This window comes from Foetidibacter luteolus (genome assembly GCF_009650435.1).
GTDB classification, from domain to species: domain Bacteria; phylum Bacteroidota; class Bacteroidia; order Chitinophagales; family Chitinophagaceae; genus Foetidibacter; species Foetidibacter luteolus.
The window spans coordinates 18872-34050 of sequence record NZ_VVIP01000038.1; the positions used below are offsets into that span (position 1 = coordinate 18872).

At 45.4% G+C, this 15179-nt stretch carries 8 protein-coding genes; 4 read left to right on the forward strand and 4 right to left on the reverse strand.

Going from position 1 to position 15179, the window contains the following annotated elements; translation table 11 throughout:
- Positions 1–321 precede the first annotated feature (321 nt).
- Positions 322–594, reverse strand: coding sequence for a hypothetical protein (locus F0364_RS11205; RefSeq protein ID WP_153797870.1), 273 nt, complete (start codon positions 592–594; stop codon positions 322–324).
- 105 nt (positions 595–699) lie between these two features.
- Between F0364_RS11205 and lepA the strand changes: the two genes are divergently transcribed.
- The 4 genes from lepA (at position 700) to F0364_RS11225 (ending at position 8550) form a co-directional block, all read left to right on the forward strand.
- A complete protein-coding gene (lepA, locus tag F0364_RS11210) occupies positions 700–2484 on the forward strand; it encodes a translation elongation factor 4 (RefSeq protein WP_153797871.1) in 1785 nt (594 codons plus the stop codon).
- Between the two features lie 195 nt (positions 2485–2679).
- A complete protein-coding gene (locus tag F0364_RS11215; protein WP_153797872.1) occupies positions 2680–3429 on the forward strand; it encodes a sulfite exporter TauE/SafE family protein in 750 nt (249 codons plus the stop codon).
- 505 nt (positions 3430–3934) lie between these two features.
- Complete coding sequence (locus F0364_RS11220) at positions 3935–7114, forward strand: SusC/RagA family TonB-linked outer membrane protein (protein WP_153797873.1); 3180 nt, start codon at positions 3935–3937, stop codon at positions 7112–7114.
- An 11-nt stretch (positions 7115–7125) separates the two neighbouring features.
- Entirely contained in the window at positions 7126–8550 is a 1425-nt protein-coding gene (locus F0364_RS11225; RefSeq protein ID WP_153797874.1) for a SusD/RagB family nutrient-binding outer membrane lipoprotein, read from the forward strand.
- Positions 8551–8935: 385 nt separating this feature from the next.
- Here F0364_RS11225 and F0364_RS11230 read toward each other — a convergent pair whose 3' ends face one another.
- The 3 genes from F0364_RS11230 to F0364_RS11240 all read right to left on the reverse strand — a co-directional run bounded on the left by F0364_RS11230 (position 8936) and on the right by F0364_RS11240 (position 14797).
- Entirely contained in the window at positions 8936–9376 is a 441-nt protein-coding gene (locus tag F0364_RS11230) for an SRPBCC domain-containing protein (RefSeq protein ID WP_153797875.1), read from the reverse strand.
- 287 nt (positions 9377–9663) lie between these two features.
- Positions 9664–10647 (reverse strand): S1C family serine protease, encoded by a 984-nt coding sequence (locus F0364_RS11235; protein WP_153797876.1) that lies wholly within the window; start codon positions 10645–10647, stop codon positions 9664–9666.
- A 1585-nt stretch (positions 10648–12232) separates the two neighbouring features.
- Positions 12233–14797, reverse strand: a complete 2565-nt coding sequence (locus F0364_RS11240; RefSeq protein WP_153797877.1) for a TonB-dependent receptor — start codon at positions 14795–14797, stop codon at positions 12233–12235.
- Positions 14798–15179 lie beyond the last annotated feature (382 nt).

The following is a 15179-nucleotide window of genomic DNA, read 5'->3' on the forward strand; positions in this document are numbered from 1 at the left end:
CCTAAAATGAAGGAATTTATAGAAAAACTAAACGCTCCGCACTAAAAGGGACAAGTCAGGAAGCGACGCGGCGCAAAAAGATTTTTCGTACCAAACAACAGGCGCAGCAATGTCCGGCATATACCTGTCAGTTACGGGCAGGGGAAACACCGAATAATCCTACGTAGCCTGATTTGCTGAAGTACTTCCCGCGTCCCCCTGGTGCGTGTCTTCACGCACCAGCCATACCCGGGTCTGAAAAGATGCCATGAAAAACCAACCGTACAAGTGAGTGACACAACGCAAGCCTCATAGTTGTTCCTGCTGTCCGTCCCCAAAAAATTACCTGCCCTGGATAATGAATAAAACAGCAGTAACAAATAACCAGAAGTATAAGTAAATATTAATGCAGTTATTTACCAGCATATATTCCTGCCGTTTTCTGCTGCTGCTGTGGCCGCGGCGGTGATAGATGCGAAAAAAACTGAGCATCAAAACAGGAACGTCGAACCCGCGTACATTAAATACATATAATATTTTTATGATAACTGCTATTGCGGCCACGCCGTTTAACAGCGGCTGCAGGGTAAGCAGTAACGAAATAATAGCATCCATCTTAAATTTATTTAAGATACAGGACGGGTGTTTACCGGTTAGCCCGCCTTATAAAACTTAATTCACAGGGGGTTTTCGTTAAGGTATGATTATATTTGCGCCGTTATGGACAAAATAAGGAACTTCTGTATAATTGCGCACATAGATCACGGAAAGAGTACCCTGGCAGACCGGTTGCTGGAACATACCAAAACAATCGGCGAGAGGGATATGATGAACCAGGTACTGGATGATATGGACCTTGAAAGGGAAAAAGGAATCACCATCAAGAGCCATGCTATACAGATGCAATATACACATAATGGTACAACCTATACACTCAACCTGATTGATACACCCGGCCACGTTGACTTTAGCTACGAAGTAAGCCGTGCCCTGGCAGCCTGCGAAGGCGCCCTGCTGCTGGTAGATGCATCGCAAGGCATACAGGCCCAAACCATCAGCAACCTGTACCTGGCCATTGATAACGACCTGGAGATTATTCCCGTTATCAACAAGATTGACATGGAAGGCGCGATGATCCCTGAAGTTAAAGACCAGATTATAGACCTGATTGGCTGCAAGGAAAACGAAATTCTGCTGGCTAGCGGCAAAAGCGGTATTGGCATAGAAGAAATACTGGAAGCCGTGGTTGCACGCATACCCGCACCCAAAGGCAGTGTAGATGCGCCTTTGCAAGCCTTGATTTTTGACAGTGTTTTCAACAGCTTTCGCGGCATTATTGCTTACTACCGCATATTTAATGGCACCCTTAAAAAAGGTGATAAAGTAACGTTTATTGCCACCGGCGCCGAATATGAAGCAGACGAAATTGGTGTGCTTAAGCTTGGGCTGGAACAACGTACTGAAGTAAAAGCCGGCGACGTGGGCTACATTATTACCGGCATAAAAACCGCCAAAGATGTAAAAGTGGGCGATACCATTACGTTAACCTCTCAACCGGGTGAGATGATACACGGTTTTGAAGAAGTGAAGCCGATGGTGTTCGCAGGCATATTCCCCGTAGTTACGGAAGATTTTGAAGAGTTGCGAGACTGCATGGACAAACTGCAGCTTAACGATGCTTCTCTTACCTACGAACTGGAAACATCGCAGGCGTTGGGCTTTGGTTTCCGTTGCGGGTTCCTTGGCCTGCTGCACATGGAAATTATACAGGAACGTTTGGAGCGTGAGTTTAACCAAACTGTTATCACCACCGTTCCCAACGTAAGTTTTTATGCCTACACCAGCCGCGGCGAAAAACTGGTAGTAAACAACCCGGCCGAAATGCCCGAGCCTACCAAGCTTGACCGTATTGAAGAACCCTTTATTAAAGCGCAGATTATTACACTGCCCGATTATATCGGCAATATCATGACGCTTTGCCTGGGCAAGCGTGGCATACTTATTAACCAAAGTTATCTTACCACTACCCGTGTGGAGCTTATTTTTGAAATGCCGCTGACAGAAATAGTGTTCGACTTTTATGACAAACTAAAAAGCCAGACACGTGGCTACGCTTCTTTCGACTACTCTCCCATCGGCTACCGGGAGGCAGACATTGTTAAGATGGATATTCTGCTGAACAGCGAAAAAGTGGATGCCCTCAGCGCCCTGATACACCGCAGCCGTGCCCAGGATTTTGGCCGCAAGCTTTGCGAAAAGCTAAAGGAACTGCTGCCGCGCCAGCAATTTCAGATTGCCATACAGGCAGCCATTGGGGCCAAGGTTATTGCCAGGGAAAACATCAGCGCTATGCGTAAAGATGTTACCGCCAAATGTTACGGCGGCGACATAAGCCGTAAGCGCAAACTGCTGGAAAAACAAAAAGAGGGCAAAAAACGCATGCGCCAGATAGGCAGTGTAGAAGTGCCGCAGGAAGCTTTCCTGGCTGTGTTGAAGCTGGATTAAGCTGTATTAGCATTAACAACAAAATCTGAAAATTACATAAATTAAAGCCCAATCTTAACTCTATGCCAGCCGGTAAGGGTAAGATTGGGTTTTTATTGTACAGCATATTGCACATACCCCCAGCCCCAAACTTGTGTAAAAACTGTCTTGCATTGCCGCAGTGTTTCTCGTAAAAAAGCAATTAATGTAACCTACATGCAGGATTTATTCAACCAAACCGCCTTTAACTGGACTTTAATAGCGTTATCGGCATTCATCATCGGGCTTTCCAAAGCAGGGCTTAAAGGAATAGACATGATGAACATTACCATCATGGCTATTGTTTTTGGCGGCAAAGCATCCACCGGCATAGTGCTGCCGTTACTTTGTGTGGCAGATATATTCGCCGTAATTTATTACCACCGTCATGCACAATGGGCCCATTTCTGGAAGCTGGTACCCTGGATGGCAGCCGGCATAATGGTAGGCGTGTACGTAGGTAAAGACCTTAACGAAGCCGTATTCAGAAAAATAATGGCTGTTATTATTGTGTTTACAGTAGCTATTATGCTGCTGATGGAAATGCGGCGCACCATAAAAATACCCACCAGCAAAGCGTTTGTAGCCAGCATGGGACTGGCCGCCGGCTTTACCACCATGCTGGGTAACCTGGCAGGCGCGTTCAGCAACCTTTATTTCTTGGCCATGCGCATGGTAAAGAATGATTTTATCGGTACGGTGGCATGGCTTTTCCTGGTAATTAATTTTTTTAAACTGCCCTTCCAGGTAATTTACTGGAACAACGTTACCCCCACCTCCCTGCTGACAGATCTGTACCTGCTGCCTGCCATGCTGCTGGGCTTTTGGGCCGGCATTAAAATAGTAGCCCGCATTAGGGAAGAAAGCTATCGCAGGGTAGTAATTGTATTAACACTTATCGGTGCATTATTTATCTTTTTCAAATAGTATTATATTCATGTAAAGTAATAGCCTGTAAAACAGGCTATTATACTGATTTTTTTATGAGCCCGGCAGCAGGAACATATATGAGGCTTTACTTGCGTCGCACTCTTGTACTTTACCTCTTTACGCAGCAAAAAAATCAACATCCCGCCAATATTGCATGGTTGAATTAAACAATTTATAGAAACCCTCAGTGAATTTATCAGAACTAAGAAAAAGATTAGAAATACATAACAAATACATTAGGATAATTGGCTAACTGGTTATATATTAATATTATAATTAATAATAATATAATATATTATGACATTGTTCTTAAAATCAAACAATCTTAAATTATTGATATTCAAATATTTACTAAAATCATAGTCAAATAAAATACATTATATAAATTCATATGTAACAAATATTAACCAGTTGATGATGTATTTTGTCATTTCCCGATAATAAGAATAACATTAGGTAATATTGCCCGCTATTATATTTTTTTAACTAAAATGGCTAACACATGAGAAAACTACTGCTTATCATGGGCTTTATTATGTCTCTCTCTTTCCTAAACGCCCAAAAGTTAACTATCACGGGAAAGGTTACGGATCTTTCCGGCGCGGCAATTGCCGGCGCAACAATAAAGGAAAAAGGCACAAGTAACGGAACAACCGCTGCAAATGATGGCTCTTTCACCATAACTGTAAGTGAAGGGGCATTCCTGGTTATTTCCGCAATCGGGTTTACTGAACAAGAGTTTGAAGCTAAAAGCGGGCTTAACGCCGTTCTCCAGGCTGAAAATAAACTGCTTGACGAAGTGGTAGTTACTGCCCTTGGCATTAAAAGGAACAAAAATTCGCTTCCTTATGCAGCACAGCAGGTTAATGGTGAGGATGTTAGCCGCATCAGGACCGGGAACGCCGCCGCTGCCCTTTCAGGTAAAGTTTCAGGGCTTGAGATTCGCCAGGGTAACAGCATCGGTGGTTCTACCAATATCGTAATACGGGGTAGTAAATCACTCACGGGCAATAACCAGGCGCTGTTTGTTGTTGATGGTGTTCCTGTAGATAATACCATTAACAATTCATCTAATCAACAACGTGGCGCCGGCGGGTATGATTATGGAAACGCGGCCGCAGATATTAATCCGGATGATATTGAAACGATCAACGTGTTAAAAGGCGCTGCTGCAACAGCACTTTATGGCTCAAGGGCTGCAAATGGTGTAGTAATGATTACTACCAAAACCGCTAAACGCGGCCTTGGCATTACAGTTAATTCCGGTGTAACTATCGGTACAATTGACAAGTCAACCTTTCCAAAATACCAGAAGGAATATGGCGCAGGTTACGAGACTGTTTATCAAAAAGACGGGTTCTTTTATTTTGATGTGGATGGTGATGGCGAAAAAGACCTTGTTGTGCCAACTTCAGAAGACGCATCCTTCGGGGCAAAATTCAACCCAGATCTGATGGTTTACCACTGGGATGCTTTTGATCCGGCCTCTCCTAATTACAAAAAGGCCAGGCCCTGGGTAGCAGCCCAAAACTCACCGGAAACTTTTTACGAAACTGGCGTTTCAACAAACAACAGTATTATGCTGGACGCGGCCGGGGACAAAACAACCGTGAAACTTGGTTATACCCGCAACGACGAAACAGGGGTATTGCCCAACAGCCGGGTAACTAAGAACATTGTAAACTTTGGGCTAAGTTATAAGGTAACACAACGCTTAACTGCTTCTGCCTCTGTTAATTATTCAAAAATTGACGGCAAAGGCAGGTACGGAACAGGCTATAGCGGGCTAAACGTAAACCAAAGCTTTAGGCAATGGTATCAAACCAATGTGGATTTACAGGAACAGAAAGAGGCCTATTTCAGGAACCTTCAGAATGTTACCTGGAACTGGAAAGATCCTTCCACCGAAGTGGGCACTGTCCCCATATATTTTGACAATTATTATTGGACCCGTTATAAAAATTTTGAAACAGATACAAGAACCAGGACTTTTGGCAATGTATCACTTAACTACAAGGTAACAGACTGGTTAAGCCTTCTTGGAAGGGTATCGGTAGATAATTATACAGAGCTGCAGGAAGAACGCAGGGCTGTTGGCAGTCAGGGCGTGGCATTTTATTCAAGATTCGACAGGACTTACAACGAAACCAATTTTGACCTGATCGCCAATTTTGACAAGAACATTACAGAAGACCTGAATTTAAAAGCGCTGGCTGGCGTAAACCTGAGAAAAAACGCCTTAAGCTCGGTTTATGCAGCTACCAACGGCGGGCTTGTTGTAGCAGACCTTTATGCAATATCTAACTCCCTGGGCACAGTATCCGCCCCCACCGAAGCTTACCAGCCAAAACGGGTGGATGGTTATTTCGGGGGTCTTACATTAGGATACCGAAATTACCTTACACTTGATGCCACCATCCGTCGCGATAGGTCTTCCACGCTCCCGGAAAACAATAATGCTTACAATTATTATGCTGTTTCCGGCAGTTGGCTGTTCTCAACCCATCTTAAGAACGCAAGCTGGCTCTCATCAGGAAAAATCAGGCTTAATTATGCCACAGTTGGCAATGATGCGCCATGGGGTAGTGTAAAAGACGCATATGACTTTATTAACCCCTTCGGCGGGGCATTATTGTACTCTTTGCCAGGCACACAAAATAACAGCGCACTATTACCGGAAAAAACAAAAAGCAAGGAAATTGGCCTTGAACTGGCATTCTTTAAAAGCCGCTTAGGTTTTGATGCCACCTACTATATAACAAATACCGTCAATCAAATTATACCTGTAGCGGTATCAACGGCAACAGGGTATTCAAGCAAATACCTGAATGCCGGCGAAGTACAAAATAAGGGTATTGAACTTTCCATGTACGGCACCCCCGTTAAAACAAGGGATTTTTCCTGGACTGTTAATGTAAACTGGACAAGAAACCGCAACATGGTAGTGGCCCTTTACGATACCAGCAAAAACCTGCAGCTTGCAACATCTCAAGGTGGCGTAAGTATTAATGCCAGCCTCGGGCAGCCATATGGTACTATACAGGGCCGGGCTATTAACACTTTAAATGGCCAGCCGCTTGTAAATGATAACGGTACCTACAGTACAACATCAACCACTACCAATGTAATAGGAAATGTTAACCCAAAATGGATTGGCGGCATTTACAATACTTTCCGCTACAAAAACCTTTCCCTTGGCTTTTTAATAGATGTACGTAAAGGGGGTGAACTGTTTTCGCTGGACATGTTCTATGAACAATACACCGGTATCTTACCCGAATCTGCCGGCCTTAATGACCTGGGCAACCCCAAACGCAATTCGCTGGAAGATGGCGGCGGCGTAATACTGCCGGGTGTTACTGCAGACGGCAAACCCAACACTGTAAGAATTGCAACCAACACTTATTCCATCCCCGTGTCCGAATATATTTATGATGCAGGATACGTTAAATTAAGAGAGTTAACCCTCACCTACTCCTTCCCCGCGGCTATGATTGCAAAAACAAAAGTTTTCAAGGGTATTGATTTATCCTTCATTGGCCGCAACCTTTGGATCATCCATAAAAATATGAAGTACTCAGATCCAGAGGAAACACTTTCCGCCGGCAACGTACAGGGTATCCAAAGTGGCGCTTACCCTACTACAAGGTACTTTGGTTGCAACCTTAAATTAAAATTCTAAAACTTTTACCAATGAAGCACTTTAAAATATTATTCCCAATCCTTGTCCTTGCAGCCTGCACTAAGGACATATCAAGCTACAATGAGCAAACCAAAAAACCGGCAAATGTTCCTGCGGCCACGTTGTTTTCCAATGCGGTTCGCAATATTTCCGACGGGCTTGCAAACGCCAGCGTAAATGTGAATGTTTTCCGTTTTACGGTAAAACATTGGGCAATGGCTACCTACCAGGATGAAGCGCAGTATGACTTTACGGTACGTGCCATACCTGACGCCTGGTGGGCCAGGATGTACAGAGATGTCCTAAACGACCTGGACGAGTCGTCAAGACTGATTGAAGCTTCTTCAACCCTTGACGAAGATGTAAAGGCTAACCAACTTGCACAGAGTGATTTAATGCAGGTATTTACTTATAGCATACTCGTAAACACATTTGGCAATGTACCCTATTCGCAGGCATTGGATAACAGCATCCTTTTTCCAACTTATGATGACGCCGCCGCCATTTACAGCGATCTTTTAGCAAGGGTTACCTCCGACATTTCCAGGCTTAACCCATCCGCAGCCGGTTTTTCCAGCACACAGGACCTGGTATGCCAGGGAAACATAAACAAATGGATAGCTTTTGCCAACTCGTTAAAAATAAGGCTGGCCATGACAATAGCCGATGTAGATAATTCAGCCGCCAAGGCCGCGGTTGAATCATCTGCCGGCAACGCTATTTCATCTGCGGACGAAAATGCCATGATAACCTACCTGGATGCAAGCCCCAACACAAACCCTTTGTACGCGGATATTGTTCTTGGTGGCCGTAACGATTACCTGGCCGCAGAAGATCTCATGAACCAGCTCATCAACAAAACCGATCCACGCAAGACAAAGTATTTTGGCCCTAATAATGACGGCGGATATGCCGGAGGCGTAGTAGGAAAAGTAAATACGGCATCTGAAATGTCAAAGCCCAGCTCTATTGTATCTGCTGCAAATGCGCCGTACCTGTTCCTCGATTACAGCGAAACAGAATTCTACCTTGCCGAGGCGATAGAACGGGGTTACAATGTAGGCGGAACAGCAGCTTCTCATTACGCCAATGCCATTAAAGCATCTATACGTTATTGGGGTGGCACAGAAGACGAAGCTAACTCTTATCTCGCAAGAACAGATGTAAATTATGCTACCGCAACAGGTAACTGGAAACAAAAAATAGGGCTCCAAAAATGGATTGCACTTTATAACAGGCCATACGAAGCGTGGACAGAACTGCGGAGATTTGACTATCCGGTACTCTCACTTCCCGTGGGTGCCGTATCAGGGTTTCCCAACAGGCTTACTTATCCGGCTAACGAACAGCAAACCAATGGTGGCAGCTACACACAAGCCGCCGCTGCAATAGGTGGAGACAAGGTTGAAACCAAACTGTTTTGGGATGTGAACTAAAGTTTTCTCATGTGGGTATGATTATCCGCATTTTGTGACCGCCCTTCTTCAGGGGCGGTTTTTTTATACTCCCCGCAAAGCTTTTCACAGGCCAGTATGCCGGCCAAATGTAACCCGGCAACTACTACACAAAGGTGTTGCGCCCTGAAGTGCTAAGACTTCTTTGGGGGTGTCCCTCGTGCCTCGGGCCGGGCTTTCCGCTATTACTCCGGCACAAAAGCCCGGCTGCGATGGCTTCACCGGGGTAGCCGCTGCAATCCCTCACCCGCAGGTGTAACAGGCTGCTGTTTTAGCAGGCAGGTTGTATAATGCAAATTAGAACGCAACTGCCTTATGCTACTTCGGGGCGCCGCAGTATCCTGGTAGGCGGTTTCTCACGGTATTGTCAGTTTTTCTCTGCCAGTTCTTTTACTTTATCCAGCGCCTTTGGCCAGGTTTGCAAAAAATAATCCTTGTATTCGTCGGTAATGTCCATATCAACAGCCAGCTTGGTTTTACCATCGGCGTTGGAAAGGGTATAGTTTTCCATAGCCCCGGCCCATTTTTTAACTTCCGGGCTGTCCAGGTCTTCTACCCCGTCTTTTACAAAACCTATGTGCTTGATAGACATGAATTTGTTGGGCTCATTTTCAACAATAGTAGAAACCATTCCCTGGCCTTTCCCATCCAGGAACAAAACTTTACTGCCCTTTTTCCAGTCGGTTTCCGCACGGGAACCTTCACTGAAAACAGATGTCCATGCCTGGTAAGAATCATCCTGCCAAAGTACATCCCATACTTTTTCAACAGGTGCATCAATGCTGGTAGAGAAATGTTGTTTTTCCATAATGGCCTTTTTAAGATAATCAAATCGTTTTACCTGTCAAAGATGGCAATGCCGTGCCAAAAAGAGAAGGGGCTATGTTGACAAAAACAGGGGCTGAACCTGCCATCACATTCCTTTATTTTAGTAGGTCAGTATAAAATCAGCCAGTAGCCCGAAGGGCTAAATTTGAATAGCCGCGTATGAATTCCGGGGGTTGGCATTTAATGATAGCTTTCTCAACCCCGAAGGGGTTGAACAATCCTGTTGCATATTTTTCCACGTTTGCAGCACATCTCTGCGGAAGCCTGTTATTTCGCCTCACCGGCAATCACGTTTATTTTCACTTTATCGCCCCGCCTTAGTACATCCAGCTTTATATGGCGGCCAATGTATTCTTCTGAAAGCTTCTTATGCAGATCGTCCACAGAGCCAACAGGCTGCCCGTCAAAGCCCACTATAATGTCTCCTGTTGCAAGTTCCCTGTTATAAACGGGTGCGTCAGCAATAACTTCATACACATAAACGCCGGTTTTCTTTTGCAGCCTGCCCGCAGAAACCATTCTATCCGTGAGGTTTACCATTTGCCCCGCAATGCCCAGCCAGGCACGCTTAACACGGCCATTGATGATGAGTTTTCCCGCCACATGCGCAGCAACGTTGGATGAAACCGCGAAACAAAGGCCCTGCGCCGCGGGTATCATGGCTGTATTTACACCTATTACCTGGCCCATGGAGTTAACCAGCGGCCCGCCGGAATTACCCGGGTTAAGCGCTGCATCGGTTTGCACAACATCATCAATAAGCCTACCATTGCTGGCCCGCAGTGTTCTGCCCAGGGCGCTTACCACTCCCGCGGTAACACTATGCTGCAGTCCCAGTGGGTTTCCTACCGCGATGGCAATCTGGCCCGGTTGCAGGTTGTCTGAATTGGCAAAGCCCAACACCCTTAAGCCGGTTTCAAAACTTTTTATCACAGCTATATCTGTAGAAGCATCCGCACCCCGCAACTCTGCAGGCGCCACCCTGCCATCGCTGAAAGCAATTCTTATAGCTGTTGCATTTTCTATTACATGGTTATTGGTAACCACAAAACCATCTGAGGAAATAATAAATCCGGAGCCTGAACCTTGTGAAAGCGTCTTTTTACCTGTACGCCTGTCTGTAACATATTTATCCACCTGTATATGCACCACGGATTCAGCAACTTTATGTACCACCCCGGCTACTGTTTGTGAATAAGCGTCTAAAAGGGCCGCATCCTGGTTAGACACCATTTGTATCATGCTATTCATACAACACGTCTTTCAAAACATGCACCAGCCCAAAAATTATGACAGGTTGCCAGAAAACGCTGCCGCGGCCATCTGAAAGGGATGGAAGGAGCCTTTCGCTGTTCTACGTTCTTTTTTTCAATGTTTATTGGCCGAAGAATAAGCATGCGTGTTTTATAACAGGGCAAGCGATTTAAGTATTCGGGAGCAAGGTTTTGAGCTGGCAGGCGCAATAATGGGCGCAATTCAAAAAGCATCTGAAACTTTGGCTAAAGCCTTATACTGCGGGCTTCGCTAACCCAGGCCTTAAGGCCTGGGTTAATGACGCTTTGCGGTAAGGCTTTAGCCGAAATTTTTATTGTCGCAATCATCCGGTAATATACCGTGTTGACAACATATCGCACCTACGGCGCTCCGGGAAACCTTGCTTTCGTTGGCTACTGACATGCCGCCTCTACGAGGCTTTGGTTGTTCAATGTTTTTTTGCTTAATGTTAAATGGAAGCCTGAAAGGCTTTACTTATAATAGCCCCGATTGCAAACCGGGGTTACCTGCAGCACAACAATCCAACCCTGCAGGGGTTGAACGCTTGTGTATATTCAACCCCTACAGGGTTGTTGAACGGGTATTTGCTTTTACCACGGGTTTCACCCGTGGCTATTGTTATTAATGCCCTTCGGGCAAAGGGAAAGCTTTTATCTACTAACATGCCGCCCTGAGGGGGCTTGATTGTTTAATGTTCGCTTGTTTAACGTTGAATGTTTGCGACCTTGTATGACTCTTGCACTTTATAATCTCAATGCAGTCTCATCAACTTCCCCATCAACAGACCGGTAACCTGCAACTTGCAACCGGCAAACGTCTTCCGGGTGAGGAATTGAAAGCTCCGTAGGAGCGGCACGTTAGTAGCAGATAGAAAGCGAATTTTTCGTAAAGCCTCGTAGAGGCAGTATGTTGCGCAGCCTTTTGCAACAAAGCCCGGCAATCATCCATCAGGCGGTTACACATCATCCTGCTTAACATATCTCACCTACGGCGCTCCGGGAAACCTTGCTTTTGTTGGCTACTTACATGCCGCCTCTACGAGGCTTTGGTTGTTCAATGTTTTTTTGATTAATGTTCAATGGAAGCCTGAAAGGCTTTACTTATAATAGCCCCGGTTGCAAACCGGGGTTACCTGCAGCATAACAATTCAACCCCTGCAGGGTTGTTGAAAGGGTACTTGCTTTGACCACGGGTTTCACCCGTGGCTATTGTTATTAATGCCCTTCGGGCAACCGGCAACCGATAATGCCACATCACTTCTTCAAGAGGCCATATCAACATCACCCCATCAAGAAACTGGCAACCGGCTACCTGGTAGTTTCTTTTCCCAGATTGCATCTTCGAAACACAGCACCACCTTACACATCAACAGACCGGTAACCTGCAACTTGTAACCGGCAACGGGCTGTCGGGTGAGGGATTGAAGCGGATACCCCGGTGAGGCCATCGCAGCCGGGCCTTGTGCCGGAGTATGAGCGGAAAGCCCGACCCCTTGCGATAGCTTGGGGGCACCCCCTGAAAAAATATTAAATGCCGCAGAGAAAAGCAGGCAGGCTTATATTCAAGGCACGTGCAGGGTTGCCGTACAATAATACAAACCACCTACAGAGGGGCCACCGGTGAAAGAGTAGTAATACCTGTTGAACAGGTTGGATGCCCCGAGTTTAAGGTTAAGCCCGCTGTTGGCAAAATTGTACTGCAACTGGGCATCAACCGTATGATAGGAAGGTACCTGCCCGGTTGCCAGGGATGACTGCCAGAGAAAGCTGCTTTGCCAGCGGTAATTGATATTAAAACCGGCATGCTTAAATAAAGCGGGATTTCCAAAACTGATGTTGTAAATACATGATGGCGTGTTAAACCCATCTTCCAGGCCATCCTGCTGCTCCTTACGGTCAAGTTTTGTCATGGTAATATTAGCGCCAAGGGCAAAATGTGCGGGCATTTTCCAGGCAACGCCAAAGGCGCCGCCGTAATTGTAACTTACCGTTTTGGAGTTTGTCCATAGCCGGTACCTTGCCTGTTTAGCTTTGTCGTAAAGATAATAGGGCACACTGTCTGCCGCGGAAACGAAAGGAACATTGGCTTCTACCTGGGCCATCAGGTTTTTATAAATATTGTAGTAAAAATCAACATCAAGTGTTAACTGGTCATCAAAAAAGCTGGCCCTGTAACCAGTCTCTATGCTTGTAACCTTTTCAGGCTGCAAATAAGTGTAAGCGTTCTTTTTAAGCAGTGCGGCATTTTTTGCAATCGCATCGTTTACGTTGCTGTGGTTATTGTTTACATCGTTTAAAATAGCCGCCTGGAAAGCATCTATGGAATTACGCAGGTAACTGTTTTCAAAAATACCGTTGCTCATAACCGGCAGGCCACCTACCCTTTTTACACCACCACTGTTGATATTGGAGAAGGCTTCAAAAAGGCTGGGAAACCGATAGCCCCGCTGTAATGCTACCCTTATACTTTGTTTTTGTGACGGCACAAACAGAACCGCTAAACGGGGATTAATCTTTGCGCTGAAATACTGGTTTTTATCAACCCTGAATATGGCATTTATTTTAAGCCTGTTATGCAGCAGGTATTTGGTGGCCTCCGCAAAACCGCCGGCCTTCCAATAAGTGAGGTTACTGCCCGCCTTAACAGGGTTGATAAAATAATTGCCGTCTGGCACAACAATGTAGTTGCGGTAATCGAAGCCATAAATTAACTGCAGGCCATAGCGGTTACGCAGGGCAGGTAACAGGCTTTCAGTAACATCATGCTGTACTTCCGCATGTACCATAGCTGTTTTTACACGCAGGGCTGCCCCGATATTCCAATCGTTGATATCTCTAAGCTTAGCGATAAGCGCATTTGTTTGCGGTGTGTTCGCTACGGGCCTGCCGCTATCCGCAAAAGCCCTTGCATAGCGCATAGCGCCTGCAACATTTTCACCGCTTGAAGGGTAGGCGTTAAAAGCGTTGGTAAAATCAGTAAACCAGGCGGCGTCTGTTTTAAAACTGCGGTCTACATTTTCCGCCATTGACCGTATGTTGTATGAGTTGCCGGTGTTTTCTGTATTAACATAGGCTTTCAACTGCAGGCTTGCCGTTTTTACAGAAATACCATGTTGCTGGGTAAGATAATCATCCAGCCGGAAGCGGTTGGTACGCTGGTAAATGGTATTGGTATGCGCTATGCGGTAGGTGTAGCCAATATCTGTTTTACCGTTTACTCGGTAGACAAACGCCGCATCTGCTTTAAAATTTTGCAGCCCGTAATCCGCCATTTCTTTCTCAAAATAGCCAGTACGGCTAACTACATATTGCCTGCCTTTTAACGTAAGTGTTTTCCTGTTGGGCGACTCGTCTGCATAATTGTTAACCAGGTCGCTGCCCGGGTTATCAGCGCCTGACAGGTTGGTGGTGGTGTTGGCATTGGGGTTTAAATCTGCGCGACTGTCAGCATACCAGTCTGTACCTTTTGTATAAGAGGCATTTACTTTAACGGCAAAGCGGTTTGCGAAGGCTTTGCCCCATCGTAAAGCCGTTTCTGAAAACAACGATGGCGAATGGTTATTGTCGTTGAAATGGTTAACACCGGTTTTTTGCTGTATATCAATACCCTGGTAAAGAAAAGGGTCTTTTGTAATAAAATTGGCTGTACCATTAATGGCGTTCATGCCGTACAGGGCCGATGAAGAGCCCGGCACAATTTCTACCCCGGCAATATCAAGATCGTTAGGGCCAAGCGCATTGGCTATTGGCGCCCCAATATGCGGGGCCTGTATATCCACACCGTCTACCATTTGCACAAAACGCACATTGGTTGTATTGGTAAATCCACGGGCATTAATTACTTTAAAACCCAGGCTGGGCGTAATCATTTGCACGCCCTTCATATTTTCAATGGCATCAAAGAAGGAAGGCTGGGCACTTTGCTTTAATTCAGCCATACCCATTTTACCAATAGTAACCGGCGATTGCAGGATATTTTCTTTTATTCTTGAAGCGGAAATAACAATTCCCGGAAGCTCAATAAATCGAAGGCTATCCCTTTTAAGGCTGTCTGCCTGGGCAAAACTGTTGAGCCAGCTAAAAAAGCAGCAAAAGAATATCAGCTTCTGAAAGTTGATTTTTTTCATTTTGGTTTACCAGGCTGGTGAGTTTACCCTGGCTGCATGCAGACCTTATGGGTAAAGAACTAAACAGCAGGTATAAATATAATTCATAAAACCATACCGTTATATTCTTTTGTAAATAACGAAAAGGGAGTTTCGGCTAAAGTGTAATGGGGATGAAAAATGTGCAATGGTGTTGTTCAACCCCTTTGGGGGTTGTGATTTCTATCCTTGAATTGACCCCGGATTTCATCCGGGGCTATTCACATTTAGCCCTTCGGGCTATTGCATAAGTTTTAGAAGCTGAAACGAAAAAAAATACAGGGCAAAAGATAATTACAAGAGAGCCTAAACCGCCCGGTAATTTATGTTGCGGTTTACCATGCCAACCTGCCTGCAAAAAGGG

Coding starts and splice junctions, on each gene's coding strand:
- F0364_RS11205 (WP_153797870.1), bottom strand. CDS start 594: ATGGATGCTATTATTTCGTTACTGCTTACCCTGCAGCCGCTGTTAAAC.
- lepA (WP_153797871.1), top strand. CDS start 700: ATGGACAAAATAAGGAACTTCTGTATAATTGCGCACATAGATCACGGA.
- F0364_RS11215 (WP_153797872.1), top strand. CDS start 2,680: ATGCAGGATTTATTCAACCAAACCGCCTTTAACTGGACTTTAATAGCG.
- F0364_RS11220 (WP_153797873.1), top strand. CDS start 3,935: ATGAGAAAACTACTGCTTATCATGGGCTTTATTATGTCTCTCTCTTTC.
- F0364_RS11225 (WP_153797874.1), top strand. CDS start 7,126: ATGAAGCACTTTAAAATATTATTCCCAATCCTTGTCCTTGCAGCCTGC.
- F0364_RS11230 (WP_153797875.1), bottom strand. CDS start 9,376: ATGGAAAAACAACATTTCTCTACCAGCATTGATGCACCTGTTGAAAAA.
- F0364_RS11235 (WP_153797876.1), bottom strand. CDS start 10,647: ATGAATAGCATGATACAAATGGTGTCTAACCAGGATGCGGCCCTTTTA.
- F0364_RS11240 (WP_153797877.1), bottom strand. CDS start 14,797: ATGAAAAAAATCAACTTTCAGAAGCTGATATTCTTTTGCTGCTTTTTT.